The 26,961-nt window shown below is 35.2% G+C and carries 23 protein-coding genes; 15 read left to right on the top strand and 8 right to left on the bottom strand.

Annotation, left to right across the window (positions count from 1 at the left end; translation table 11 throughout):
• The first annotated feature begins 225 nt into the window (after positions 1-225).
• The 5 genes from C1631_RS03320 (at position 226) to C1631_RS03300 (ending at position 6,346) form a co-directional block, all read left to right on the top strand.
• Positions 226-1,941 (top strand): phospho-sugar mutase, encoded by a 1,716-nt coding sequence (locus tag C1631_RS03320; protein WP_109710461.1) that lies wholly within the window; start codon positions 226-228, stop codon positions 1,939-1,941.
• A gap of 184 nt (positions 1,942-2,125) precedes the next feature.
• The gene (locus C1631_RS03315) at positions 2,126-3,379 is read left to right on the top strand and encodes a pyridoxal phosphate-dependent aminotransferase (RefSeq protein ID WP_109710459.1); all 1,254 of its coding nucleotides are present in this window, start codon (positions 2,126-2,128) and stop codon (positions 3,377-3,379) included.
• Positions 3,380-3,654: 275 nt separating this feature from the next.
• Positions 3,655-4,647: a phosphatase PAP2 family protein gene (locus tag C1631_RS03310; protein WP_109710457.1), complete on the top strand. Its 993-nt coding sequence runs from the start codon at positions 3,655-3,657 to the stop codon at positions 4,645-4,647.
• 231 nt (positions 4,648-4,878) lie between these two features.
• Entirely contained in the window at positions 4,879-5,601 is a 723-nt protein-coding gene (gene kdsB / locus C1631_RS03305) for a 3-deoxy-manno-octulosonate cytidylyltransferase (protein WP_109710455.1), read from the top strand.
• Between the two features lie 82 nt (positions 5,602-5,683).
• Entirely contained in the window at positions 5,684-6,346 is a 663-nt protein-coding gene (locus C1631_RS03300) for a LolA-like protein (RefSeq protein ID WP_103248982.1), read from the top strand.
• Between the two features lie 266 nt (positions 6,347-6,612).
• Here C1631_RS03300 and C1631_RS03295 read toward each other — a convergent pair whose 3' ends face one another.
• Positions 6,613-7,062 (bottom strand): hypothetical protein, encoded by a 450-nt coding sequence (locus C1631_RS03295; protein WP_109710454.1) that lies wholly within the window; start codon positions 7,060-7,062, stop codon positions 6,613-6,615.
• A gap of 29 nt (positions 7,063-7,091) precedes the next feature.
• Positions 7,092-8,225: a hypothetical protein gene (locus C1631_RS03290; RefSeq protein ID WP_109710452.1), complete on the bottom strand. Its 1,134-nt coding sequence runs from the start codon at positions 8,223-8,225 to the stop codon at positions 7,092-7,094.
• A gap of 431 nt (positions 8,226-8,656) precedes the next feature.
• Between C1631_RS03290 and C1631_RS03285 the strand changes: the two genes are divergently transcribed.
• A complete protein-coding gene (locus C1631_RS03285) occupies positions 8,657-9,232 on the top strand; it encodes a glutathione peroxidase (RefSeq protein ID WP_109710450.1) in 576 nt (191 codons plus the stop codon).
• Between the two features lie 78 nt (positions 9,233-9,310).
• Entirely contained in the window at positions 9,311-9,826 is a 516-nt protein-coding gene (locus C1631_RS03280) for a VOC family protein (protein WP_306461378.1), read from the top strand.
• A gap of 92 nt (positions 9,827-9,918) precedes the next feature.
• Here the strand turns inward: C1631_RS03280 and C1631_RS03275 are convergent, their stop codons facing one another.
• Entirely contained in the window at positions 9,919-10,575 is a 657-nt protein-coding gene (locus tag C1631_RS03275; RefSeq protein ID WP_109710448.1) for an NAD(P)H-binding protein, read from the bottom strand.
• Between the two features lie 139 nt (positions 10,576-10,714).
• Between C1631_RS03275 and C1631_RS03270 the strand changes: the two genes are divergently transcribed.
• Both C1631_RS03270 and C1631_RS03265 read left to right on the top strand, forming a co-directional pair.
• Complete coding sequence (locus C1631_RS03270; protein WP_109710447.1) at positions 10,715-11,071, top strand: MmcQ/YjbR family DNA-binding protein; 357 nt, start codon at positions 10,715-10,717, stop codon at positions 11,069-11,071.
• Positions 11,072-11,157: 86 nt separating this feature from the next.
• A complete protein-coding gene (locus C1631_RS03265; protein ID WP_228440991.1) occupies positions 11,158-11,655 on the top strand; it encodes a hypothetical protein in 498 nt (165 codons plus the stop codon).
• 91 nt (positions 11,656-11,746) lie between these two features.
• On the opposite strand, the gene C1631_RS03260 is transcribed toward C1631_RS03265, so the two are convergent.
• Complete coding sequence (locus tag C1631_RS03260; protein ID WP_109710445.1) at positions 11,747-12,667, bottom strand: bifunctional riboflavin kinase/FAD synthetase; 921 nt, start codon at positions 12,665-12,667, stop codon at positions 11,747-11,749.
• A gap of 208 nt (positions 12,668-12,875) precedes the next feature.
• Here C1631_RS03260 and atpD point away from each other — a divergent pair, with 208 nt between their 5' ends.
• The 3 genes from atpD (at position 12,876) to C1631_RS03245 (ending at position 15,654) form a co-directional block, all read left to right on the top strand.
• Positions 12,876-14,384, top strand: coding sequence for a F0F1 ATP synthase subunit beta (atpD, locus tag C1631_RS03255; RefSeq protein ID WP_109710443.1), 1,509 nt, complete (start codon positions 12,876-12,878; stop codon positions 14,382-14,384).
• Between the two features lie 88 nt (positions 14,385-14,472).
• A complete protein-coding gene (locus tag C1631_RS03250; protein WP_109710441.1) occupies positions 14,473-14,754 on the top strand; it encodes a FoF1 ATP synthase subunit delta/epsilon in 282 nt (93 codons plus the stop codon).
• 81 nt (positions 14,755-14,835) lie between these two features.
• Positions 14,836-15,654, top strand: coding sequence for a hypothetical protein (locus C1631_RS03245; protein ID WP_109710439.1), 819 nt, complete (start codon positions 14,836-14,838; stop codon positions 15,652-15,654).
• Between the two features lie 342 nt (positions 15,655-15,996).
• On the opposite strand, the gene C1631_RS03240 is transcribed toward C1631_RS03245, so the two are convergent.
• Complete coding sequence (locus tag C1631_RS03240) at positions 15,997-18,186, bottom strand: B12-binding domain-containing radical SAM protein (protein WP_109710437.1); 2,190 nt, start codon at positions 18,184-18,186, stop codon at positions 15,997-15,999.
• A 232-nt stretch (positions 18,187-18,418) separates the two neighbouring features.
• Here C1631_RS03240 and C1631_RS03235 point away from each other — a divergent pair, with 232 nt between their 5' ends.
• Positions 18,419-19,006, top strand: a complete 588-nt coding sequence (locus C1631_RS03235; RefSeq protein ID WP_109710436.1) for a Crp/Fnr family transcriptional regulator — start codon at positions 18,419-18,421, stop codon at positions 19,004-19,006.
• 135 nt (positions 19,007-19,141) lie between these two features.
• The gene (locus C1631_RS03230; RefSeq protein WP_109710435.1) at positions 19,142-19,792 is read left to right on the top strand and encodes an NADPH-dependent F420 reductase; all 651 of its coding nucleotides are present in this window, start codon (positions 19,142-19,144) and stop codon (positions 19,790-19,792) included.
• Between the two features lie 98 nt (positions 19,793-19,890).
• On the opposite strand, the gene C1631_RS03225 is transcribed toward C1631_RS03230, so the two are convergent.
• From C1631_RS03225 to C1631_RS03215, 3 genes are all read right to left on the bottom strand, one after another.
• Positions 19,891-20,769 carry a DMT family transporter gene (locus tag C1631_RS03225; protein WP_109710433.1) on the bottom strand — a complete coding sequence of 293 codons (879 nt, stop codon included), beginning with the start codon at positions 20,767-20,769 and terminating at the stop codon, positions 19,891-19,893.
• Between the two features lie 77 nt (positions 20,770-20,846).
• Entirely contained in the window at positions 20,847-22,118 is a 1,272-nt protein-coding gene (locus C1631_RS03220; protein WP_185144651.1) for an aminotransferase class I/II-fold pyridoxal phosphate-dependent enzyme, read from the bottom strand.
• 83 nt (positions 22,119-22,201) lie between these two features.
• Positions 22,202-23,239: a PLP-dependent cysteine synthase family protein gene (locus tag C1631_RS03215; protein ID WP_103249093.1), complete on the bottom strand. Its 1,038-nt coding sequence runs from the start codon at positions 23,237-23,239 to the stop codon at positions 22,202-22,204.
• Positions 23,240-23,461: 222 nt separating this feature from the next.
• Between C1631_RS03215 and C1631_RS03210 the strand changes: the two genes are divergently transcribed.
• Positions 23,462-26,947: a glycosyltransferase family 117 protein gene (locus C1631_RS03210; protein ID WP_109710431.1), complete on the top strand. Its 3,486-nt coding sequence runs from the start codon at positions 23,462-23,464 to the stop codon at positions 26,945-26,947.
• The last annotated feature ends 14 nt before the right edge of the window (positions 26,948-26,961 follow it).

Raw genomic sequence — 26,961 nt, 5'->3', positions numbered from 1 at the left:
TTTAGTTTACCAAACTTCATTTTCACCTTGTAATAAAAAAATATTGAATAATAAAGGCAGAAGTCTGAATTGGGGGAATGCAATATCTTCCATCTCCCAGCTTCCTACTTCCAGCCTTATAAACTAAACAAATAATAAATCAAAAGCTGAAAGGTTGAGTTGGGACAAATATAACTTCCTGCCTCCAGCTTCCCTCTTCCAGCTTAAAAAAAATTAGACATACATATGAACACATTAGAAAAAGCGAAACTTTGGTTAAGTGATACCTTCGATAAAGAAACGAGAGATGCTGTACAGGCACTGATTGACAGCAACTCCCCGGATCTGGAAGATTCTTTCTATAGAGAACTGGAATTCGGAACCGGAGGGATGCGTGGAATTATGGGAGTAGGAACCAACCGCTTAAATAAATATACATTAGGACAAGCTACTCAGGGATTGGCCAACTATATGCTGGAGCAGTTCAAGGGAGAAGAGATCAAAGTGGCAATCGCCTATGATGTTCGCCACAACTCAAAAGAATTTGGGAAATTGGTAGCAGATGTTTTGACAGCCAACGGAATTAAAGTATTGCTTTTCAAGAATCACAGACCCACACCTGAATTATCTTTCACCGTTCGCGACAAAAAATGTAATGGAGGAATTGTATTGACGGCTTCTCATAACCCACCTGAATATAATGGTTATAAGGTATACTGGAATGACGGAGCACAGATTGTGCCGCCAAATGATGAAGCGATTATCAAGGAAGTATACTCTGTGAAATTCGATGAAATTAAATTCAACGGAAATGATGATCTGATCGAATGGATCGGAGAGGAGCAGGATGATGTATATATCGATGCTTGTATTGAAAATTCTACTTATCAGAATGTTGGAAAAGAAAACTTAAATATCGTTTTTACTTCTATTCACGGAACAACATACACTACAATTCCAAAAGCACTGGAAAAAGCAGGATTTAAAAAAATAGATCTTGTAAAAGAACAAATGATTCCAAGTGGGAATTTCCCAACGGTAGAATCTCCAAATCCGGAAGAGCCTGCAGCACTGGAAATGGCCATGGATCTGGCAAGAATTACCAATGCAGATATTGTGATCGGTACAGACCCTGATGGAGACAGATTAGGAATCGCTGTAAGAAACCTTGATGGTGAAATGCAGTTGCTGAATGGTAACCAAACCAATACGATCCTTACGTATTACATTTTAAATGAATGGAGAAAGCAAGGAAGAATCACCGGAAAAGAATTTATTGGTTCTACGATCGTAACTTCAGATATTTTCTATGACATTGCTCAAAAATTCGGAGTTGAGTGCAAAGTAGGACTTACAGGATTCAAATGGATTGGAAAAATGATCCGTGAAGCAGAAGGAACACAAAAATTTGTGTGTGGCGGGGAAGAAAGTTTTGGATTTATGACAGGAGATTTTGTTCGTGATAAAGACTCTTGTGGAAGTATCCTTGTCGCTTGTGAAATTGCCGCATGGTGCAAGGCTAACGGAAAAACCATGTACCAGTACATGATTGAGATCTATGAAGATCTGGGAATGTACTATGAGGGATTGATCAATATAGTAAGAAAAGGAAGAGAAGGAGCTGAAGAAATTCAGAATATGATGAAAAACTTCCGTGAAAATCCTCCAAAAGAATTGGCTGGTTCTCCGGTAGAAGAAGTTAAGGATTTTAAAGAGCAGACAAGTTTTACCGTTTCAACGAACGAGAAAAAAATAATGAATGACATCCCTGCATCCAATGTGCTGATTTATTATACACAGGATGGGACGAAAGTTTGCGTAAGACCTTCAGGAACAGAGCCAAAGATTAAATTTTATGTTTCAGTAAAAGATGCTATCTCTTCTGAAGCAGATTTTAAAGATAAACTGAAATCATTGGAGGCTAAAATTCAGGACGTTAAAAAAGATTTAAAGCTGGATTAGTTTCCTCATGAAAGAGCTTGAATAAACTGAGTTTGAAAGGAGTATGTGAGAAATATCCAGACTCCGGCACAACAAAAAAACTAACGAACTAATACCCCTTTTTGATGCAGAAATAAAGGATGCTCAAATAGAGAAAAGAATCAATGTTGAAAGAATATATTAGTAAATTTTAAATAAAAATAAAGTGAAAGTTTCAAAATTAGCAGCGAACCTGATCGGTTCTGAAATTGTAAAAATTGGTAACGAAGTAAATGATCTAAAAGCAAAGGGAGCAGAAATTGCCAATCTTACTATTGGTGACCTGAATTCTAATATCTATCCTATTCCGGCATTGCTGAAGGAAGAGATTCAGAAAGCCTATCAGAATAATCTGACGAATTATCCACCTGCAAACGGACTTTTATCTTTAAGAAAAGAAGTTTCCAAAGACTTGAAAAACAGATGGAATCTGGATTACTCACCTAATGATATTTTGATCACCGCAGGGTCAAGACCATTGATCTATGCCGTATACAAAACAATCGTGGATGAAGGTGATAAAGTAGTATATCCTACACCATCATGGAATAACAACCACTATGCGTATCTTACTTCTGCCAATGCAGTAGAAGTAAAAACAAAACCTGAAACCAACTTTCTTCCCACAGCAGATGATGTAAGACCTCACCTGGATGGAGCGGTTCTATTGGCACTTTGCTCACCGCTGAACCCAACCGGAACAATGTTTACAAGAGAACAACTTTCTGAAATCTGTGAATTGGTGATCGCTGAAAACAAAAAAAGAGGAACAGACGAAAAACCGTTATACTTAATGTATGACCAAATCTATTCTAATCTTACTTTTGGGGCAGAGCACGTAGATCCGGTTTCTCTTTTCCCTGAAATGAAGGAATATACAGTGTATATTGATGGAATCTCAAAATGCCTTGCAGCAACAGGAGTACGTGTAGGATGGGGATTCGGGCCTGCTCATATTATTGATAAAATGAAGGCTCTTCTTACTCACGTAGGTGCCTGGGCTCCTAAACCAGAGCAGGAAGCGACTGCAAAATTCTATGAAAACCCTGAAAATGTAAATGTATTCGTAGAAGATTTCAAAGGAAAACTTGAAGAAAGCTTAAAAGTTCTTCATGGAGGAGTTCAGGATTTAAAAGCAAAAGGTCTTTCTGTTGACAGTATCGAGCCTATGGGAGCCCTTTATCTGACTATTAAATTAGATTATATCGGAAAAACCAAACCGGACGGTAGCGTAATTGAAAACTCTTCTGACCTGGTATTCTACTTAATCAATGAAGCGGGTGTTGCTTTAGTACCATTCTCTGCATTTGGAGAAGACAAATCTGAACCTTGGTTCCGTGCTTCCGTTGGAGGATTGGCAGTAGATGAGATCAAAGTAATGCTTCCGAAATTAGAGACTGCTTTGAATAATCTGAAGTAAATAGATTAGTTAATTTATAAATGTACCAGTGTATCAGTTTATCAATTTTTTATTGATCGGCATTGATACACTGGTACATTGCTTTTATTGCTATATTTGAATACTCGGATCTATGGAATTATTTTTTTACTTAATTATATGAATTGATCATAGATCTCTGTTTTTGAAAAAAAATTAAATAAACCTTAAAAATTAAATAAATATTTTGAAATAATGTCAAGTTGGAAGTACCTTTGGGGCTTTTATAAGAATAAACAGGGTTGAAAACGACAACGATGAAAAAACTGAGATTTTTGCTATTCCCTTTTTCTGTAATGATATGCGCACAGGAAGTGGATACATTGCAGGTAAAAGAATTACAACAGGATTTATCTAAAGATGCACTGAAAGTACAAACGTATACTTTGAAAGATGGTTCTGTCAGAACATATCCTAAACCCAAACTTTTTGATTTTATAACCAAATTACCCCGAAACTTTATAGATACCAATAAAGATTTTGTGGCAAAAGATCATGCATATTATTTAGGGGGTGCTGTGGCTTCCACATTGATTCTGTTGCCTTTTGATCAAAAATTGATTGATAATTCAAGAGAATTAGGGGAAAGATGGGGAATGGATAAAGATAACAATTATACCAAAGTTGGGGGTGTTTTTAAAATACCCAAAGATATCGGATCCACTCTTTACCTGATCGGAAATGGTTCTACACTCGTTTTACTTGGAATTGGTTTTGGTACCTATGGTTTGATAAAAAATGACTACAGAGCACAGGCTACAGCAAGCGGATTGATGGAAAGTTTAATTCTTTCCGGAGTTTTCACCCAGACGATTAAAAGAATTACCGGAAGAGAAAGTCCGTTTATTGCAGAAGAAAATGGTAACAAAGGAGGAGCATGGAATCCGTTTCCCAGTTTTTCAGCATTTGGTAAAAATACCTCAAATTATGATGCTATGCCATCAGGACACCTAACCACGTTTATGGCGGGTATCACTGTTATTGCAGATAATTATCCGGATGCAAAATGGATAAAACCTGTGGGCTATACCCTGGCAGGAGCTTTATGTTTTCAAATGATGCAAAGTAAAGTACACTGGGCTTCAGACTATCCATTAGCACTATTAATGGGATATTTTATTGGAAAGACCATCTCTAAAAGCAGGTACACATCATCAGAAGGAACAATAGGAAAAACAAAATATAAACTTGACCTTATGGCATCCCGCCAATGGGAATACAATATGGTAGGGGTAAAACTATCTTTTTAAAATATCGACTCATTTAAAAATCTATACCCGATTCTCACATTTTCTTTGAAGATGTGGGAATTTTGTTTTTTGAAAAGGGAAAAATCCTAGGATTTCATAAGGGAATTAGACAGAATACCACATTTTATAGAACAAACTAAAATAGTTTTCACTATTTTTGGTCTGAATAAGCCATATCATTCATTTTTTTGAAGATGATGGCTTGAAAAGACTTAATTAATATTTTACTGAATGAAAATTATCGCTGTCATCCCTGCACGCTATGAAGCAAGCCGTTTCCCGGGAAAACTCATGCAAATTTTAGGAGAAAAAACAGTTATTACCACTACCTACCAAAATGTAGTAGAAACCGGTTTATTTGATGAAGTTTTTGTGGCAACGGATTCTGAAATTATTTTGGATGAAATTGTGAAAAATGGAGGGAAAGCTGTTATGACAGGACAACATGAAACAGGAAGTGATCGTATTGCTGAAGCTGTTCAGAATATTGATTGTGATATTGTCATTAATGTTCAGGGCGATGAGCCTTTCCTCAAGCTGGAACCTTTAAAACAACTGATAGAAGTTTTTAAAAATGACGATCAGAAGGAGGTTTCTCTGGCTTCTTTAAAAATACAATTGTTTGAAAAAGAAGAAATTGAAAATCCTAATAATGTAAAAGTAATTACCGATAATAACGGGTTTGCTTTGTATTTTAGTCGTTCAGTAATTCCTTTTCACAGGGAAGTTTCTTATCATATAAATTATTTTAAGCATATTGGAGTATACGCCTTTAGAAAAGAAGCTTTGTTACAGTTTTCAAAATTAGAAATGAAACCTTTGGAGATATCAGAAAAAATTGAATGCATCCGTTATCTTGAATATGGGATGAAAATCAAAATGATAGAAACCAATTTTGTAGGAGTAGGTATCGATACACCGGAAGATCTTGAAAAAGCAAGGAAATTAATTTAATTTGAAAAAAGGATAGGGGGGCAATTCCCCTTTTTGCATTTTATCTCAAATCCTCTTATATTTGAATTTATAAATAAAATTAATGAAGAAGTTACTGCTAGTATTTGGCCTGATATGTTCACCTTTATTTTTTGCACAAACGGCAAAGGAAATCATAGACAAAAACATTGAACTATCCGGAGGATTAACCAATTGGAAATTGTTGAACTCAGTGTTACTTCAGGGAAAAGTCGTATTGGGAATTAAAGATGAATATCCGATAAAAATTTATCAGCAGCGTCCTAATCTTACAAAAACATTGATTACCACCGGAGGAAAAGAAACGGCTATTGAAGGTTTTGACGGAACTAAAGGATATGCGATGAACTATGCAGCCAATAAACTTCAGGTATATCCGGAATATATCCCCGAAAGTTTTGATAATGACTTTATTGATTGGGAAAATAAAGGTTTTGCGGCGAAATATCTTGGAAAAGAAAAAGTAGGGGAGATCTACTGTCATAAAGTAGAACTGACTAAAAATGTGAATAAAAACCTGTATTATTTTGATACCAATACCTATATGCTTTTAAAAGAAGTGAAAAAAGATGAAACGTTAGTCTATTCCGATTATAAAAAAGTAGGAAATATAGTAATGCCGTTCAGAATTGAATCTTCCAGCGCTAAGAAAGATGGAGACTACGTAATGTTACTCAACAAGGTAGATGTCAACAAAGTCTTTCCTGCCAATACTTTTAAGTTTTAGGTATTAATCCTCATTGGCTAAAAATTGTTTTTATAAGATTTTTTATATTATTTAAGCCATAAATAAATTTAAAACTGACTTATCATAGTCAGTTTTTTAATTTAAAATATTGAACTTGTCTAAAGTTTCCTGGAGAAAATAGAAATTAGCTTGTTCAAGAAGAATATTTTTAAACAACAAAACCTCAGATCAAACCTGAGGCTTTGTTGTTTATATCATGTTTTTGATAAAAACATTTGATTAATTACTTACCTTTAGCCTAATCCTTAGGGGGTTTTTGGTTTGGGCTGATTATTCCATCCCTCTGGTTTTACATCCTTAGGTTTAGGTGGAGAAGGCATTGATGTATCATTAGGAGTAGGAGCATCATCTTTAACCTTATCAGAAGTTTCTCTGGCTTTACCCATAGTTCCTGCAGCCGGATCGACTACTGACGAAGGATCACCCATTGATTTTTCTACATTATCACTAGCTTGTTTCATGTCAGAAGTTATTGTAGAACTTATGAAATTGAATATAATACCTGCTTGTGGAGATGTTTCTCTCACAATTTTTGGATCTTGCCGAACACGTTTTTCAGGTTTAAAAGGGTCGTGAGGAGGTACACTGATTGATTCATTTTCTTCTGTTGGGATGAATTCTGAAAGTATTTTTTCTGCTTTACTTCCTCCGGCAGCTATACTGCGGCCAAAATTGAATATATCTGGAAATGCCATATTGTTGTTTTTTAATAAGTTATGTGATTTTATAAATTGTGAGGACGATTTCTTGCGAATGTCTCACTACCATCCCTATTAAGTGGTTTGGTATCGAAAATAGTATGGTTTACATCCAAAGTTGATACTGTTTCTGCTATTCCTTTCGCTCTGTATAATCTATCCTTATCGGAAAGTGCTAAAACAGATATGTCAACAGGAATTTCTTTAGCCGGAGTATTTGGAGCAGGACGGGCTTCACCCGATTTCTCGTTAGGACGAACTAATCCATCAAAATTCAACCCGATGAATCCACTAAACGTAATGGGTACTTCGTAAGTAAATTGTTTTACCTGACGTCTTTGTGTAGCCAAGGTTTCAACACGGGAGTTTGAAGGAATATTTCCTGAAACATTAGAGCTTGAGTTCCATGATGTTGTTAGTGTACCGGAAATAGTACCCGTCAAAGAAAGACCTACTTCTGCATGTAATTCTCCACGACCAATAGCAGTGCCTGTCGCTCTGAAATTAACCATGCTTGAATTGGTACTGATAAATTCAGTTCTTTGCTGAACTTCTGATTCTTCTTCGGTACCTATATTGTCTTTATGATTATGATCTTTATGGTTCTTTCTGGTTGTTAAACTATTTGCCAAACTCTCTTGCAGTGTCTTCTCTATCGTTTGGAATATTTGTGCCTGCAATTCCCCTTCAACTTTTCCTCCAAAAGTAAGACTTCCCGTACCTGATAAACTCCAATTGAATGTATTCCCTATAGTAAATTCAATAGTATCAGAAAACTGACGTGCTTCAGCAGATCTATTTTCATAGTTTCTGGTAGATATTACATCCGCAACGGGTTGTATGATATTTGATCTTTCTTCAAACAAGGGAGCACCAATTTCAAAAAAAGCCATCCATCCTCGTTGTGCAGCATTAGGATCAGGAAACTTGCCAAATTTTCTATCGTTTATCGATATTCCTACCGGCCATAACGGGACATAATCCCCTTTTTCTATAATATAGTTTCCTTTTTCATCTACTTTGTAATATTTGAGTTCAGGTATTTTTTTATTCAAAATCTCCATAATCAATTCATCTGTTATTCCTAACTCTTCCATGTTTTCAATTGTGAGGACCCTACGTTTCGCAGGATCAACATTGTAAGTTGTGATTTGTGGCATGTTTTAAAATTATAATTAAATGTTGTTAGACTTGCTTCTTGACACTTCTCAAATGTATAAATTAAAATCACCCAAATCACTTTAATATGAATTATTTTATCATTAATATTTTATTTAATTATGTGAATATCAGTTAATTGGAGTCTTTTTATTTAATTTGATGAATATATATGTAACACTTCGATTAAATTATATAACTAACTATTAATATTTTAGCAAAAATTAAAAAATAATTAAAATATAATTAAAATAAAAAATCAGGTATAAACAATAACGTATTGCAAATCAGAATTTTATTCTAATCAAAGAAACTTAAATAAAATTTTCTTTTTAAATATTGACCAGAATTACAGAACGGGTAAGAGTTTCATCAATTATTACAAATAATATTTTTACATTAGTGGTTTCTTAATCTTACTAAAAATATTCCTATGAAAAATATTTTTTTAATGCTGCTTTCTTTTATCGCATTTCTGCAAAGCTGCACCAACCAAAAAAGTGAAATTTCTAAAGCCAAAACCAAAGAACTTATGGGAAAAACAATATATGATTTCAAAGTAGAAAGCCTTGACGGGAAAGAAATCAACTTTGCAGATTATAAAGGAAAGAAAATCCTTATTGTCAATACAGCTTCAGAGTGCGGGTTTACCCCTCAGTATGCAGATCTGGAAAAAGTGTATGAGCAATATAAAGATAAATTGGTGATTGTGGGTTTTCCAGCCAATAATTTTGGAGGACAGGAGCCTGGTACAAATACTGAAATTGGAGCATTTTGCCAGAAAAATTATGGGGTAACATTTCCATTGGCTGCTAAAGTTTCTGTAAAAGGAGACGATACTGCTCCTATTTTTAAATATCTGACGGAACAGGAATTAAACGGGGTGAAAAATACAACCATCCTTTGGAATTTTACCAAATTCTTAATCGATGAAAACGGAAAGTTAATTGATACTTTTGTAAGTACAACCAAGCCAACTGATGAGGCTATTACAAAGTATCTGAAATAAAGATAAAAAATATATTTTTAGATGGTGGGTGTTGAGTTTACATCCACTTTTTTTATTTTTAAAACAAATTTATACATCATGAAAAAAATAATCTTTACTGTTTCTATTCTGGCTTCCTTTATGCTGGGGTTTGCATTTAAGGCAGTTTCAGAAAGTACATCTGATACCATGAAAAGAGTAACTGGTATCGGTGGAATCTTTTTTAAATCTAAAGATCCCAAAAAAATGAGAGAGTGGTACAAAGATCATTTAGGTTTTGAAACCAATGAATACGGAACTGTTTTTGAGTGGTATCAGGGAGCAGATAATTCAAAGAAAGGTTTTAGCCAATGGAGTCCTTTTAATGAAAAGACGAAATACTTTCAACCCTCAGAGAAAGATTTCATGATTAATTACAGAGTAGAAAATTTGGAGAAATTAATAGAACAACTCAAACAAGAAAATGTAACGATTGTCGATAAGATCGAGACCTATGAATATGGAAAGTTTGCTCACATCATGGATCCTGAGGGAAATAAAATAGAGCTCTGGGAACCTAATGATATTGAATACGAAAAATTGGGACAAAAGATGGGGAGCAAAACTATAAAATAGGTAATAGATGACAGGTAGCAGGATTTAGGGAAATGAATAAGGAGATCTTCTCTCTTTAACACGAAACATATTCCCGAACCTCATATCCCGAATCATTCATTACTCTTCTCCGCAAAACAAAAAATATTGCCCAGTTTTATACTGGAATACCCATTACTTTTAATTTTTGAAGAATTTATCATTGCCTTTGCCAGAACATTTGTAGGTAAAGGCTTTTGACTCTCCAGCAACCCTAGTTTATTGGCAAACTTTATAATCCTGCTGCCTAATACTTCCCCCGTTCTTTCAGAATCTTTTCTTTCCAGCATTCCGGGTTTGAAAATAGTAATTTTAGTAAAATGAAGTTGTTTTACTGCTTCTTCCAACTCTCCCTTCATTTTTGAATAGAAAATTTTGGATGCAGGGTTAGCTCCATAAGCCGAAACCAAAATATAATCTTCAACATTATTTTCTCTGGCAGCTTTGGCAAATTCATATTGATAATCAAAGTCTACTTTTTTCTGGGCTTCTTTACTTCCGGCATCTTTTAGGGTCGTTCCAAGACAGGAAAAAGCAACGTCTCCCTTCACCATATCTTTCCATTCCTCAGGTTTTTCAAAATTAACCACATGAACTTTAAGTCTGTCATTCTGAATAGTGACAGGTTTCCGTACAAAAATATCGACTTCCTCAAAATCCTTATCATTGAGTAATTGATTGACAAGATCTTTTCCTGTAGCGCCTGTAGCACCGATTACTAAAGCTTTCATAATAATTGTGATTGGTGAAATTATTTTTCTCTTCTTAAATTTACTAAATTTGAATGAAAGATTAAAAAATATTATCACAACATCATTTATCATTGATGAATAGTGCTCATTATTAATTATATATTACTCATACCCCATCATGGATGCCAACGAAGTTTTAGACTATTGTCTTGCTAAAAAAGGAGTTACTGAAAGCTTTCCTTTTGATAACGAAACACTTGTATTAAAAGTAGATACTAAAATGTTTCTATTAATGGGTCTTGAAAAACAGCCCTTATCCATTAATGTAAAAACAGACCCGGAATGGAGTGCAGCACTCCGTGAGCAATATCCACAGATTACAGGAGCTTATCATATGAATAAAACCCACTGGAATTCTGTGATGGTAGATGGTTTAAAAAGAGACTTAATTCTTGAGCTTATTGATCAGTCTTATGATCTTGTTTTTAAGTCTCTGACTAAAAAAGCACAAAATGCAGTGAATTCTTCATTGTAATAAAAAACAGCTTTTTCTTTTAGGTATGGAATTTGTTGTCAAATAGAGGTGAAATAATTAATCAACATTAATAAAATAAAGAACAAATGAGAAACCACCTTTTATTATTCATGGCAGCAGGTACCCTGATGTTATCAAGTTGTACTAAGCCGGAACAAAAGAGCAATACTACTACCGAAACTACACCTCCTGCTGCTTCGGCTAGTGCAGAAGGTTCTGACAATCTGAAATTAGAATTTTCAGGAACTGATAAGTTTGAGATTAAAAATCCTAAATTCAAAGTAAGTCTGTATGGTGCCGATGAAAGACTGGCAGATGCTCCTGCAACATTGATTACAGAAAGAGACTTTGAACAGAAATCTCTTCCGTTTACTATTGATTTGCCTGTACCAAAAGATGCTGAGAGTAAAATTACCCCAAAACCATCCGGTCCTGTTAAATATTATGTAGCAGTAAGCTGGGATTCTGACGGAAACGGAAAAGCTGATCAGAAAGGAGATATATTTATTGACCATGATAAGCAATTTCCTAATGTAAAGCTGAATGGAGAAACCCAAAAGGTTTATGTAAAAGTTCTGAAATAAACTCAATTCAATAGGATGAAACCTTTATATAATTATTGCAAGGTTTTTAATGAATAAAAAAAGTAACTCTTTCGGGAGTTACTTTTGTATTTTAGAAATTAAATTCTTCTGTTAATCGTTTATCTTCATCTAATCTTTCGATCAATTTTTCAAGACCTTCAAACTTGATTTCGTCATGAAGGAAATCTCTGAACCCTACTGTTATTTTTTCGCCATAGATATCTTCATCAAAATCAAGAATATAGACTTCAACAGTTAACTTTTCACCGTTTACTGTAGGGTTTGTTCCAATGCTCAACATTCCTTTGTATTGCTGACCTTTTACACTAACTTCAACAATATAAGCACCTTTTTTAGGAAGAAGTTTAAGAGACTCCGTATCAATATTGGCGGTAGGATAGCCAATTGTTCTCCCGATCTTTTTGCCGTGAACAACTGTACCGGAAACAGAGTAGGGGTATCCCAGCATTTCGTTGGCTTCTGTGATATTTCCTGTTAAGAGAGCATTACGAACCTTCGTTGAGCTGATATTATTCTCATGAATATTAATTGCTTCCATCTGTTCCACTTTAAAATCCAGCTCTTTGGATAATTTTACCAGAAGATCAAAGTTTCCGCTTTTATTTTTTCCAAAAGAATGGTCGTAGCCTATGATAAGGTATTTTACATTTAGTTTATCAATTAAAATCTGACGTACAAACTCTTCTCCGGTTAAATTTCTGAATTCTTCATCAAACTCTTTCAGGAATAAATGATCAATACGATATTTTTCAATCAGTTGCTTTTTTTCTTCAAGGGTATTCAGAAGCTTCAAATCTTCATTAGGATTGAAAACAAAGCGTGGATGAGGCCAGAAAGTAAGAATAGCAGTCTCCAGATTATTGTCTGTACCTACTTTTATCAGTTCATCAATAATACTTTTATGCCCAAGATGTACTCCGTCAAACATTCCTAAAGACAATGCTAAAGGCTTCTGAGAGGAGTAATCTGTAAAATTTTTGAAAACTTTCAAAACGGAGAAATTTTTGATTGCAAATATAGATATAATGTAACAATCTATCAATATAACATTGTACCAATATTTTTGTCTTGAAAAAATGATTGGTACATTGATAAATTGGCACATTGGTAAATTTGTAAAAAGCATGATAAAAATCTTTTTTTTACCAATTGTGGGTTTATGAAGAATCACTATATTTGCACCAAGAAAAAATTTAGCAATGGCAAACCAAATTAAAGGTAAAATTTCTCAAATTATTGGTCCGGTAATCGACGTTGTCTTCAGTGATGTGGAAGCAGTTCCAGCAATCTATGACGCGTTAGAAATTACAAAAGAAAACGGTGAAAAAGTAATCTTAGAAGTAGAACAACATATTGGCGAAGATACAGTAAGATGTATCGCAATGGACGCTACAGATGGTCTTAAAAGAGGTCAGGATGTAATCGGATACGGAAATCCTATTACGATGCCAATTGGTGAGGCTGTAAACGGAAGACTTTTCAACGTAGTTGGGGATGCTATCGACGGACTTCAGAATATTTCTAAAGATGGAGGTCTTCCAATCCACAGAGAAGCTCCAAAATTTGATCAACTTTCAACTTCTGCAGAAGTTTTATTTACAGGTATTAAAGTAATCGACTTAGTTGAGCCTTACGCAAAAGGAGGTAAAATTGGTTTGTTCGGTGGTGCTGGTGTAGGTAAAACAGTATTGATTCAGGAGTTGATTAACAATATTGCAAAAGGACACGGAGGTCTTTCAGTTTTCGCCGGAGTAGGTGAAAGAACGAGAGAAGGAAATGACCTTTTAAGAGAGATGTTGGAATCTGGAATCATCAAGTATGGTGACGATTTCATGCACTCTATGGAAAATGGAGGTTGGGATCTTTCAAAAGTAGATTTGGAAGCTATGAAAGATTCAAAAGCAGCATTCGTTTTCGGACAGATGAATGAGCCGCCAGGTGCGAGAGCCAGAGTTGCCCTTTCAGGTCTTACATTAGCTGAGTACTACAGAGACGGTGGAGAAAGCGGACAAGGTAGAGATGTACTTTTCTTCGTAGACAACATCTTCCGTTTTACACAGGCTGGTTCTGAGGTATCTGCACTTCTTGGTCGTATGCCATCAGCGGTAGGTTACCAACCAACACTTGCTTCTGAGATGGGGGCGATGCAGGAAAGAATTACTTCAACTAAAAATGGATCAATTACTTCAGTACAAGCGGTATACGTACCTGCGGATGACTTAACTGACCCGGCTCCTGCAACAACGTTTGCTCACTTGGATGCAACTACAGTACTTGACAGAAAGATTGCTTCATTAGGTATTTACCCAGCGGTAGATCCATTAGCATCTACTTCAAGAATCCTTGCTCCGGAAGTTATCGGTCACGATCACTATGACTGTGCTCAAAGAGTAAAAGAAATTCTTCAAAGATATAAAGCACTTCAGGATATCATCGCAATCCTTGGTATGGAAGAACTTTCTGAGGAAGATAAATCAGTCGTTTACCGTGCTAGAAAAGTTCAGAGATTCTTATCTCAGCCTTTCCACGTAGCAGAACAGTTTACAGGTATCCCTGGATCATTAGTTGATATCAAAGATACAATCAAAGGATTCAACATGATTATGGATGGTGAATTAGATCACCTACCGGAAGCTGCTTTCAACTTGAAAGGAACTATCGAAGAAGCTATCGAAGCAGGACAAAAAATGTTGGCTGAAAACGCTTAATAATTAGACATAAAGATAAAAGATACCAGACATGAGACTTTAAGGTTGTCTGAAATCTGAAATCTGAAATCTTCAAATCTAAATTAAAATGAATATAAAAATTTTAACACCAGAATACGTAGTTTTTGAAGGAGAAGTAGACTCAGTATTATTGCCTGGGAAAAATGGTGAATTTCACATCATGAAAAACCACGCAGGAATTGTTTCTTCTTTAGTCGGCGGTAATGTAAAGCTTTTTGCTAATTCTATTGATGAAGCTTTTGCTAAAAACTTTACCAAAGAAGCTGGAAAAGACTCTGTTTTTGCTTATGCTATCAAAAGCGGTGTTGTAGAATTTAATCATGATAAAGGAATTATCCTTTGTGAATAATTAAATGAAAAGCTAAATATATTTTCAAGAAAGTGTAACTTTGTGTTACACTTTTTTTATTTTATGTAAAAGTCTGATTCTATGAAGAAAAGTATAATCATATTCTTTACAGTTCTGGGAATTTCCCTCCACGCTCAGAATATCAAGACCAAAAGAGGGATTATTAATTTAGATGGAATCCCGGTAGCCAAACTCTCCAGTAAATCCAGTGAGTACACTTTTATGGACTTGAAGGAAACTCCTTTGTACACGATCAAATTTATTGATAAAAGTGTTGTTGATTCCGTTCGCGATAGCTATATTCAGATTAATAGAGTATATAACAGAGATAAAACGTTGGAACTGGATTATATTTCACCTTCTGCATTTTCGGGGGAAGAAAAATCTGCAGTCTATACCTCCGTGAAAGGATTTAAAATCATTGATAATAAAGGTATCAATATAAAAAATCTTGATGATCTTTTTGCTAATGCTCCCAAAAGAAAGCTTGATACCAAAACAAAAGAAGGTTACACGATTAAAAGCAAGATTGACAAGATGAATATTGAAGTCAATAAGGTTGGTGAAATTTTAAGCAACGGTGTTCCGGTTGGATACTTTACCAATTTACCGGTAAGTTTTGGTTCAGAAGAAACAATCATGGATAAAACACCTATAGATATTGAAATTTACGATGCAAAAAGTAAACTTATCGGAAGATATATTACGACAACGAAGCAATTAAAAACTGCAGGTGGAAAATCATTTACCATTTATAGGGAAATGTCGGGAAGGGCATCCATTTTAAAGTTTCCAACCTATAAAGCACTTGCTGAAAGGATGGCAATTATGGATCCTACCTTTATTAAAATCCAGGAAAAGGTTTCTGTAGGTCCTGTAGTCAAAGAACAATCTAACTAGACTAGAGAAAATATAAAAATAGGTATCAATAGAGATGGGCTTTAGCCCATTCAATCAAAATAATTAATTCCATTGGCTTTAGCCAAAACATAGAAACTCTGAAATACCCTATTCAGAGTTTTTGTATTGTAAGGTTGTGCTTTTCTGTGAGAATATGCTCGGTAATACTTTAACAGCTATTAGTTGAATCTTTTAGAGAATGATAAATTCAGTTTATATCATGCAATTTGTAATACTTAACCCTCTTTGTCATTCCGTAGGAACCCAAACTAATTATTTTCTTTCTTATTAATTTTGTTTTATACCTGATTTGAAAAATCCCTGAGAAAAATATGAATAATTTTATAAACTTAAAATTACTCCATTTTCCTTCAATTGCTGCATGGGTTTTGAAAACCAGAATAACTCAAAATCTTCAAAATTTTCTTCAAATTGATTTTTAAGTTGCTGAGCTGTAGGTTTTTTTGAATTTTCAATTGAATGCTCTTCGAGAATCCCAACCAACCATTCTGCCTTTTCCTGTTCCATTTCAACCTTTACAATATTGGTTTTTAAGTGAAATGTAAGAAGCGTATACGTACCAGAATATTTCTTTTTATTTTTTACGCGATTCTCAGCGATTACGTTTTTAGTTAAAAAAACGACTTTTGAGTTTGCTTTAAAACTAAACTGGTTTTCTTCTAAAAGGCAGTCATGAATATAATCCGGATGAGTTGTCGTTCGCGGGATTTTAAAATCAAACCACTCCTGAAGCGGCAGTTCGAAATTTACTCCATGCATATAATTGAAAAGAGACTTTTTCAATCCGAAGCTGAATTTATTGTGATCAATTCCCGTTTTATCTTTAAAGTCTATATCGTTATTGGCAAATTCAATTTCCTGTTTTACCGGAACAACTCCAAAATCATCAGGACTCATGCCAACAGGTGAATGGGCGGTCATGGCAAACTGATGCCAGAACCCACTTTGCAGAATTCCCATTTCAAACATCTGACGTACCATCTCCAGGGAATCAACTGTTTCCTGAACGGTTTGGGTAGGGTAGCCATACATTAAATAAGCATGAACCATAATTCCCGCTTCGGTAAAATTCCTGGTTACTTTGGCAACCTGTTCTACAGAAACACCTTTATCAATTAATTTCAGTAAACGATCACTGGCTACTTCCAGCCCTCCGGAAACAGCAACACAACCTGAAAGTTTGAGCAAATAACAAAGATCTCTTGTAAAACTTTTTTCAAAACGGATATTCGTCCACCAGGTAACGACGAGATTTCTGCGAAGAATTTCCAGGGCAACTTCTCGCATTAATGCAGGAGGTGCAGCTTCATCTACAAAATGAAAGCCCGTTTCTCCCGTTGTTCTGATCAATTCTTCGATTCTGTCAACCAAAATTTTAGCTGAGATGGGTTCATAGATTTTAATATAATCTAAAGATATATCACAGAAAGTACATTTTCCCCAATAGCATCCATGTGCCATGGTCAGTTTGTTCCATCGCCCGTCACTCCATAAACTGTGCATTGGGTTGGCAATTTCGATCACAGAAATATATTGATCAAGTTTTAAATCCGTATAATCGGGAGTTCCAATATCAGCCTGTTTATAATCATGCTTTTTAGAATTGTTTTTGTAAACAACATCTTGATTTTCAAGCAAAAAAGTTCTTTTATATTCTGGGTTATCTTTAGAATAAACTACATTTTCACAAAGAAGTTCGAGTGGAACTTCGCCATCATCAAGGGTAATAAAATCAAAAAATTCAAAAACCCTCTTATCTTTTACTTCTCTTAATTCTGTGTTGGGAAAACCTCCTCCCATAGCAATTTTAATGTGAGGATAGTTATTTTTTATAAACTGAGCGCATTTGAAACCAGCATATAAATTGCCTGGAAATGGTACCGAAAAACATACCAGTTTGGGCTGCACAGTTTCTATTTTTTCTTGAAGGATTTTTAAAGTAAAGTCATCAATAAATGTTTGTTCACCAGATAATTTTGAATATAATTCATCAAAAGAATTGGCACTTTTTCCGAGACGCTCGGCATATCTGCTGAACCCAAAATCAGGATCAATATTTTCAACGATATAATCTGATACATCTTCCAGATATAAAGTTGCCAAATGCTTGGCTTTATCCTGCAAGCCCATATTTCCAAAAGCAAATTCCATATCATCCAATTGATTGAAACGGGAAGCTTCCGGAAGAAAATTCATACTACAGATTTGCCTTGCTAACGTAGGTGTTTTACCCTGTAAAAAAGGGATCACCTGATCAATCGTTTTTAAGTATTCTTCCCTTAAGGCAAAAATTCTTTGGGAATTTTCAGAAGTATTCTGAATAGTAATTTCCTTACCGAAAACCTTTTCAAGTCCGCCCCTTGAGAATAATTCCAATATAACATCAATCCCCAGATCAACCTGATAGCTGGAAATATTCTTGGTATTTAAAAATCCTTTAATATAAGCTGTTGCAGGGTAAGGAGTATTAAGTTGAGTAAAAGGCGGAGTAATAAGAAGCAGGTCTTTCAACAGAAATTTTTTGCAAAGTTATTCCAAAGTTTTTTTAGAAAAAAATTTTTTGTCCTGATTGTAGACAGTGAAAAAGTACTTTAAGATAATAGCCTACAAATTAAGTTGTTGAATTAATATCAATTGCTATCTGAAAGTATAAATTTCCATTTTTTTTATATATTGTCTTATAGATTTTCCACGGTCTTCATTTAAAATTTAAAAATCAAAAATAAAACACAATTTATAAGCAATGTCTAAAAAAATCACTTCATTAATCAGCTATTTCAAAAGTTTTATTCCTCTTTCAAAAGAAGAAATTGAAGTACTGGACGAACGAATTACGGAAAGAAGGATGAAGAGAAAGCAATTTATACTACAAGAAAATGAAATATGCAGGTATTATACATTTGTAGTTTCCGGCTGTTTTAAAATGTATAGTGTAGATAATAATGGAGGAGAACATAATCTCCAGTTTGCAGCAGAAAATGACTGGATTGTAGATATAGACAGTTTTCATAATAAAAAGCCCAGCAAAGTGTATATTGTTGCTCTGGAAACTTCTGTGGTATTGCAAATTGAAAAAAATGACCTTTGGTACCTTTATACATATTATCCAAAATTTGACAGGAATTTCAGAGTGATTATTGAACAAAAATTCATTGAACTCCAAAATAGGGTACTTCAAAATATAAGTGCTACCGGAGATGAGAAATATGAATTTTTTATCAGGCAGTATCCTCATTTAGCCAATCGTCTTCCTAATACACAGATTGCTTCCTATCTTGGAATTACGCCACAATTTCTGAGTAAAATCCGACAGAAAAGAATTAAAGGTTGACCATGTTCTCTTTTAGGATGAAACTAGTTTCATCATTCACCTTACCAAATGTCAAGACTATTTCTTAAACTTGTTTGTCTTTTTGTGGATAGCTTTCCTCCTAATTTTGACATAAATATTATAAAATCAAAAGAAATGGAAACATCGAAAAAAGTGGCCGTTATCGGTCTTGGAAACATTGGAAAAGCAATAGCCGGAGATTTAGTCAACAATAATCATGAGGTCATAGTAGCATCAAGAAATAATGAGGAATCAGATAATTTTGCCCGGAAATCTGGAGGTTTGGCTCAAAGTATGAATATTGATACCGCTATCAAAACTGCTGACATTATTATACCAGCGATATGGTTTGGTGCTTTTAAAGACTTCTTTAGTGATCATGGAAATATGCTGAAAGACAAAATTATTGTTGATGTCTCAAATCCTATTGCCCCGGATGGAAATGGAGGATTCAAAAAAGTCATTGGAGAAAGAGAATCTGCAGGAGAGCTCAATAAGGCAATTCTTCCTCAGGGAGCTCAATTGGTAAAAGCATTTGGAACATTGGGAGCTGAAAATCTTGCGGGAGCTTCCAATGGAAATCCTGAAAAGTCAGTTCTGTTTTATGCTTCCGACGACTCAACGACTGATAAGGATATTGAGGAAGTTATTACAAATGCAGGATTTGATCCTTTAAAGGTGGGAGGGATCGATCAGTCAATTCGTATTGAAGTTTTTGGAGATCTTCATGAATTTGGAGCATTAGGAAAAACGGTTAATCTTACAGAAGCGAAATCAAAACTTTAAAAGGAGTAAAGTAATCATTTAGCATATCTGAAAATAGATAAATGCCAGACTTAATGATCTGGCATTTATATTATAAAAAATATTTAAAATCTGAATGATCAGATAGCGCTGAGCTTCTTCCGATCGGAAATAACATTGAGGATCACTCCCAATACAATAAGGGTAATTCCTATCAATAAGTTCGTGGTAAATTTTTCATTAAACATAAACACACTTACCATCACAGCCACTACCGGTTCCAGTGCTCCTAAAATAGCAACCGGTGTAGAACCGATACTCTTAATGGCATACACCATACATAAACTGGAAATTACTGTCGTAAGGAAAGCGAAAATAAGGAAGTTTAAAAAGATAGCTGTCGAAGGGATAATAAATGATTCATGTCCAATTACTGATTTTGTCATAAAGAACAGAGAGGTAAAAAACATAGAGTAGAAGGTAAGCTTGAACCCTGAAACTTTAAGATTGGATTTATTAACAATCACCATATACAATGCATAAAAGAGTGAACTGAGCATCACGATCCCCAAGCCGGCAAAATTGATTTCAAAACCATTTTCCTTTAAACATAAAACAATGACTCCAGCAAAGGCCAGGCATAGTGAGAATACTGATAGGCTGGTAAGTTTCTCTTTATAAATGAAAAACATAATCAATGCTACAATTACCGGATAGATAAACAGAACCGTAGATGCAATCCCCGGTGTAAGAAAATCGTAACCTATAAACAGAAATTCAGAAGACAGGGCATAACATATTCCCAGGATAGCCAGTATTAAAGCTTCTTTTTTATTGATTCTGAAATTTTGTCTGGAATAAATCAGGTATCCACCCACCATTATAGCTGAAAAGAAAAATCTGTAAAACAGTGTAATGTCCATTGAAAAATGAGCCTGTTTGATCGGCAGGATAAATATCGGAATCAATCCGTATGAAACTGCTGACAAAATACCCAATAAATAACCTCTGAGTTTCATTTGTTGTTATAGCTTTATAGTTTTTAAAATAAAAAACCACTGAATCAATCAGTGGTTTTTCGTATTGTTTTTAAAGATTAGATCGGTTTAAAACTTAATCCTTGTTCCTGCAGTAATAATTGTTCCTGCTCTTTGTAGTAACCACTTACCAGTTTATCGTGAATCGCCTCAAATGCTGACAGTGTTTCATTAATCTCAGCATCCGTATGAGAAGCGGTAGGAATTAATCTTAAAAGAATCATTCCCTTTGGAATAACCGGATAGACGACTACTGAAGTAAAGATCCCATAGTTTTCCCTAAGATCTTTTACCAGAAGAGTTGCTTCTACAGGAGTTCCCTGCATCATTACCGGAGTTACACAAGTATTGGTATCACCAATATTGAATCCTCTTTCTTTAAGTCCGCTCTGTAATTTTTCAACATTCTCCCAAAGTTTAGCCTTGATTTCCGGTTTTGATCTCAAAAGCTCGAGTCTTTTCAAACCTCCGATTACCATTGGCATCGTAAGAGATTTTGCGAAAATCTGTGATCTAAGATTAAATTTCAGGTATCTGATAATTTCTTTGTCACCCGCAAGGAATGCTCCGAAACCGGCCATTGACTTGGCAAAAGTAGAGAAGTATACATCAATCTGATCATTGCAGTTCTGCTCCTCACCAACTCCGGCACCCGTTTTACCAAGAGTTCCGAATCCATGCGCGTCGTCTACTAAAAGTCTGAATTGATATTTTGATTTAAGATCACAAATCTCTTTGATTTTACCTTGCTGACCTCTCATTCCAAAAACTCCTTCAGTAATCACAAGAATTCCTCCTCCTGTCTCTTCCGCTACTTTCGTTGCTCTCTGAAGATTTTTTTCAAGGCTCTCCATGTCATTGTGTTTATAGGTAAATCTTTTACCGGAATGAAGTCTTACCCCATCCACGATGCAGGCATGAGAGTCCATATCATAAACAATGACATCGTTTCTGCTTACCAGAGCATCAATGGTAGAAACCATTCCCTGATAACCAAAATTCAATAAGTATGCTGATTCTTTTTGTACAAAGTCTGCCAGTTCTCTTTCCAACTGAAGATGCTGATCTGTCTCTCCGGACATCGCTCTTGCTCCCATCGGATAGAACATTCCATATTCTGCAGCCGCTTTTGCATCCGCTTCTATTACTTCAGGATGATTACACAACCCTAAATAATCATTGGCACTCCAGAAAATTACTTCTCTACCCTGAAACTGCATTCTAGGGCCGATAGGACCCTCTAATCTTGGGAAAATAAAATATCCTTCTCCATAATCTGCAAATTGTCCAAGTGGTCCTGGATTTTCTTTTATTCTTTCAAAAATATCCAACATTGTTTCGTAATTTTTAAGTAAAAAAGCCTTTCTTGTACAACACGCAAAAGGCTTTATTTATATCGTGATTTTATTTGTTCTTATTTGATAAACTCTGTTTTGAAAACTTCGTCGTAATTGTGAACACAGTTGTTGACAAATCCCTGTTCGGCCATCCATTGATCACTATATACTTTCGTGATATATCTTGAACCGTGATCAGGATAGATTAAAACAACTACGTCATTTTCAGTTAACTCATGAGATTGTGCATACTGTATAAGACCTTGCGTTACGGCTCCGGTCGTATATCCACCCATGATCGCTTCTTTCAATGCTATTTCACGGGTTCTGTAGGCAGACATTTCATCATTTACTCTTACAAATTCATCTACCTTGTCGAAAAGCAGGGCAGCAGGGATTAAATTTTTCCCCATTCCTTCAATCTGATAAGGATGTACATCTTCCTTGTGAATTTCCCCTGTTTCGTGATAGCTTTTCAATATGGATCCATCTGCATCTACTCCGATAATCTTGATATCCGGATTTTTTTCCTTCAAAAATTTCGCTGAACCCGATAACGTACCTCCTGTTCCTGTACAAGCAAAAAGGTGAGTGATCTTTCCTTCTGTTTGTTCCCAGATTTCAGGACCCGTACTTTGATAATGGGCATCAATATTAAGCTCATTAAAGTACTGGTTGATATAAATAGAATTCGGGGTTTCCTGTGCGATTCTTTTAGCTACTTCATAGTATGATCTCGGATCATCTGCCGGTACATTCGCGGGACATATATATACAGTAGCTCCTAATGCCTTTAGATAGGCAATTTTTTCAGGTTTGGTTTTGTCGCTTACTGCGAGAATACATTTATATCCCTTAATGATACATACCATTGCAATAGAAAACCCAGTGTTTCCTGAAGTAGTTTCTACAACTACAGAATCTTCTTTTAATAAGCCTTTTTCCTCTGCGTTTTCTATAATATGAAGAGCAATTCTATCTTTGGTGGAATGTCCAGGATTATATGATTCTAACTTGGCATATACGGTTGCTGGAATATCTTTTGTAACAGTATTTAGCTTCACCATAGGAGTGTGTCCTATTAGGCCAAGAATATTATCGTAAACATTACTCATTATTTGTTATTTTCAATAAAAATCTGACTGCAAAAATACAAAAAAATAAATAATTACTAAACTTTTGTTTGATTTCTAGGGGCTCGTTTTATAAAAACTTATTTTCGAGTTTACAGTTTTAGCACCAGTATAATCGCAAATACCACGCCATTTTTTTAAATTTTGTTAAAAACAACATAAAATAATATAAAAGCCCTATTTTCGCATAATTGATTTAATACTATGAAAAATTGGACTTTTAGGCAATGGAACACCGTTTTAGGATGGGTGATTTTCGTCATTGCGTTTTTCACGTACTTGTCCACAATAGAACCCAATTTCAGTTTCTGGGATTGTGGAGAGTACATTTCTTCTGCAGTAAAACTTGAAGTAACGCATGCTCCCGGAGCGGCTTTATTCCAGATCGTGGGTGCTGTAGCAGCCATGTTTGCTTTGGGAAACGGCGAAAATTATTCCATCGTAATCAACGCGATGTCTGCATTGTTCAGTGCGCTGACTATTTTATTTTTGTTCTGGACGATTACTCACCTGGTGAGAAGATTGTTAAACAAAGATTTTGAAGAAATTACTAAACATCAGGAAATTTCTATTTTATTTGCGGGAGCAGTAGGAGCCTTGTGCTTTACATTCTCAGATACCTTCTGGTTCTCTGCAGTAGAAGGAGAAGTTTATTCGATGGCTTCAATGTTCATTGCTCTTTTGGTCTGGTTGATTACGAAATGGGAAAATGAGTATCAGGCGGCAGACAGTGAAAGATGGATTATTCTTATTTTCTTCATTTTAGGACTTTCAGTTGGGGTACACATGATGTGTATGCTCGCAACTCCTATGGTATGTCTTGTGTACTATGCAAGAAATTATAAGTTTACCTGGAAAAACTTTATCTGGGCAAATCTGATTACATTGGGAATTCTAATTGTTGTTTTTAAAATTATTTTCCCTTTAATCATGACCATGTTTGGAAGATTGGAAATTTTCTTTGTCAATGGTCTTGGGCTTCCTTTCCATTCCGGAACCATTGCAGCGTTTATTCTGATGACAGGTATCTGCTATTTTATTATTAAATATGCAAAAAAGACTCAGAAGAAACTATATCAGACGATGGCCTTATCTGTGGTATTTATGATTATTGGTTTCTCTTGCTGGATGGTTATTCCGATCAGAGCAAATGCTAATCCTCCAATGAATCTTAACGATCCGGATACAGCAATTGGTATGCTGGATTATTATAACAGAGAGCAGTATGGTGACTGGCCAACAATTTATGGGCAAAACTATACCGCATTCCTTGATGCAAACGGAATTGAAAAGAATGAGGACGGAAGTTTCAAAACACAAAAAACCGGGGAGATCTTTGAGAAAGATGAGAAAACCGGAACCTATAGAAAAACCGGAGACCGTTTCAATTATGTTTTCAGTAAGTCTCAGATAAGTCTTATGCCAAGAATGTTTAATGAGGATAAAAGTGTAATGGCAAACTACATTTCAATGTACGGAGCTCCTGATTTTACATTCAATTATGCGAATGAAGATGTGGCAGACAATCCCCAGGCTAAGCAGATTTTCGATGAGTTAAGAACAAAGTATGAAGACAAATCGATAACAGCTGCTGATTATTTAAAGGTAAAACCTTATAACCTGATCAATGTTCAGAAGCCTTCGCTTCTTCAGAATATGGATTATTTTATTTCTTTCCAGAATGGATATTATTTTGTGAGATATCTGATGTGGAACTTCGTAGGAAGACAGAACGACCTTGAAGGAAATATGGAAAGCACCAATGGAAACTGGATTTCAGGTATTCCTTTTATTGACAATGTGAATGTTGGGAATCAGGATAAAATGCCTGCAAAATTCAAGAATGAAAGTACAGTGAAATTTTTCTTTCTTCCATTAATTTTAGGTTTGATCGGATTCTTTTTCCAATTGAACAGAGACTTCGGAAGATTCTACGCGTTACTATCTTTGTTTATTATAACAAGTGTCGGAATTATTTTCTATACAGGAGTAAAGCCTTTTGAACCAAGAGAAAGAGATTATGCCATGGTGGGTTCATTCTACGCATTTGCGATTTGGATCGGATTGGGAGCAGGTGCTATTTTATGGTTCTTACAATCTAAAATTAAATCCAACGGAGCTAATATCGCTTTAGGGGTTGTATTGTTAGGAGTACCATTTATGATGGGCTTCCAGAACTATAATGTACACGACAGAAGCAACAGATATACTGCCTATGATTATGCATATTCTGTATTGAAATCATTACCGAAAAACGATATTTTATTCGTTTATGGAGATAATGATACCTATCCGGTTTGGGCGATTCAGGAAACCGAAAGATTCAGAGATGATGTGAAAGTAGTTAACTTCACATTGGCTTCAACGCCATGGAACCTGGATCAGGTGAAAAGAAGAACATATAATGCGATGGGAATCCCAAGTCAATTGACTCACGAAGATTACAGAGATGGGGTTAATGACCAGATCTATATGATGAAGAAAGAAGATTGGGAAGGCGTTTTTTCTATGTTGAAAGAGCAGGGAGCTCCTGAAACCGAATTCCAGTCATTCAAAAAGTATCTTACTCAGGATTCAATGACATTGAAACAAGCTTTAGACTTTATTAAATTCAAGTCTCCTGAAAAAGATCAACTGTTGAAAATGTATTTCGGAGAAGAGAAATATGAAAAATACAATATTCTTCCTGTAAACAAATTTATCCTTCCTGTCAATAAGGAAAATGCATTGAAAGCAGGGATCATCAATCAGTCAGACCTTCCGAATGTGGTAAATCAGATTATGATTACTTACAAAGGGAATACATTGTATAAAAACAATCTGATCTTATTGGATATGTTGGCAAACTTTGACTGGAAACGTCCGATTAACTTCTCTTCAGGAGGAATCTATGACAACGAAAATATTTTCTACCTAAATGAATATCTTCAGTTTGATGGTTTCAGCTACAGGTTAATTCCTATCCATACTCCTCAGACTGCTGATGGTGATATGGGAAGAGTAGACGCCAATTCTCTTTATAATGTGGTGAAAAACTTCAGATGGGGGAACTTTAAAGACTTAAACTCTCATTTTGACGAAACGGCTACATCCAATATTATAAGCTATAGAATGTCTGCAAGCAGAGCGGCTTCAGCACTGGCATTAAATGGTCAAAAAGCGAAAGCGATAGAATTGCTTGATCTTGCGGCAAAAGAAATTCCTGCTGAAAAATATAACGATCCGCGTTCACTAAGCTCTATCGTATCAGGATATATCATTGCCGGTCAGGAGCAGAAAGGTCTTCAGCTGGCGGAGGTGCTTAAAAAAGGTATTTTTGAAGAATATGACTATTATTTCAGCCTTTCAAAAGCAGATCAAAGTTACCTGAGAAGACAAATGAGAACAAAACCAATGGAATATTCTCTTGTTGTGGCAGCCGTTACCGACGCTTATACTAAGATCGGACAAAAAGAAAAAGCATATGCTTATCTGATAAAGTCGATTGAGCCGATTGATAAAAAATTCAATGCTTTTGTAAAAGATCTGCAGCAGATGGGGAAAGAGAAAGCGATGAAAGAATCTGAAGAGGTTCAGAAAATCACCCCTTTCTACCAATATATGTTTGATGTTATGGAGCCTTTTGATTCTACTTATTCAAAAGAAAAAGAAGACCAGATCACTTCAGCCATTATCAAAGCAACACAATAACACACATTAAAACG

Source organism: Chryseobacterium phosphatilyticum (genome assembly GCF_002899825.2).
GTDB lineage: Bacteria > Bacteroidota > Bacteroidia > Flavobacteriales > Weeksellaceae > Chryseobacterium > Chryseobacterium phosphatilyticum.
The sequence above is the reverse complement of the archived record's forward strand: the minus strand, read 5'-3'. Positions and strand labels throughout refer to the sequence as shown.

What these genes read in the sequence shown, in the direction of transcription:
- C1631_RS03320 (WP_109710461.1), top strand. Translation starts at nt 226, where the DNA reads ATGAACACATTAGAAAAAGCGAAACTTTGGTTAAGTGATACCTTCGAT.
- C1631_RS03310 (WP_109710457.1), top strand. Translation starts at nt 3,655, where the DNA reads ATGAAAAAACTGAGATTTTTGCTATTCCCTTTTTCTGTAATGATATGC.
- kdsB (WP_109710455.1), top strand. Translation starts at nt 4,879, where the DNA reads ATGAAAATTATCGCTGTCATCCCTGCACGCTATGAAGCAAGCCGTTTC.
- C1631_RS03300 (WP_103248982.1), top strand. Translation starts at nt 5,684, where the DNA reads ATGAAGAAGTTACTGCTAGTATTTGGCCTGATATGTTCACCTTTATTT.
- C1631_RS03295 (WP_109710454.1), bottom strand. Translation starts at nt 7,062, where the DNA reads ATGGCATTTCCAGATATATTCAATTTTGGCCGCAGTATAGCTGCCGGA.
- C1631_RS03290 (WP_109710452.1), bottom strand. Translation starts at nt 8,225, where the DNA reads ATGCCACAAATCACAACTTACAATGTTGATCCTGCGAAACGTAGGGTC.
- C1631_RS03285 (WP_109710450.1), top strand. Translation starts at nt 8,657, where the DNA reads ATGAAAAATATTTTTTTAATGCTGCTTTCTTTTATCGCATTTCTGCAA.
- C1631_RS03280 (WP_306461378.1), top strand. Translation starts at nt 9,311, where the DNA reads ATGAAAAAAATAATCTTTACTGTTTCTATTCTGGCTTCCTTTATGCTG.
- C1631_RS03275 (WP_109710448.1), bottom strand. Translation starts at nt 10,575, where the DNA reads ATGAAAGCTTTAGTAATCGGTGCTACAGGCGCTACAGGAAAAGATCTT.
- C1631_RS03270 (WP_109710447.1), top strand. Translation starts at nt 10,715, where the DNA reads ATGGATGCCAACGAAGTTTTAGACTATTGTCTTGCTAAAAAAGGAGTT.
- C1631_RS03265 (WP_228440991.1), top strand. Translation starts at nt 11,158, where the DNA reads ATGAGAAACCACCTTTTATTATTCATGGCAGCAGGTACCCTGATGTTA.
- atpD (WP_109710443.1), top strand. Translation starts at nt 12,876, where the DNA reads ATGGCAAACCAAATTAAAGGTAAAATTTCTCAAATTATTGGTCCGGTA.
- C1631_RS03250 (WP_109710441.1), top strand. Translation starts at nt 14,473, where the DNA reads ATGAATATAAAAATTTTAACACCAGAATACGTAGTTTTTGAAGGAGAA.
- C1631_RS03245 (WP_109710439.1), top strand. Translation starts at nt 14,836, where the DNA reads ATGAAGAAAAGTATAATCATATTCTTTACAGTTCTGGGAATTTCCCTC.
- C1631_RS03235 (WP_109710436.1), top strand. Translation starts at nt 18,419, where the DNA reads ATGTCTAAAAAAATCACTTCATTAATCAGCTATTTCAAAAGTTTTATT.
- C1631_RS03230 (WP_109710435.1), top strand. Translation starts at nt 19,142, where the DNA reads ATGGAAACATCGAAAAAAGTGGCCGTTATCGGTCTTGGAAACATTGGA.
- C1631_RS03225 (WP_109710433.1), bottom strand. Translation starts at nt 20,769, where the DNA reads ATGAAACTCAGAGGTTATTTATTGGGTATTTTGTCAGCAGTTTCATAC.
- C1631_RS03215 (WP_103249093.1), bottom strand. Translation starts at nt 23,239, where the DNA reads ATGAGTAATGTTTACGATAATATTCTTGGCCTAATAGGACACACTCCT.
- C1631_RS03210 (WP_109710431.1), top strand. Translation starts at nt 23,462, where the DNA reads ATGAAAAATTGGACTTTTAGGCAATGGAACACCGTTTTAGGATGGGTG.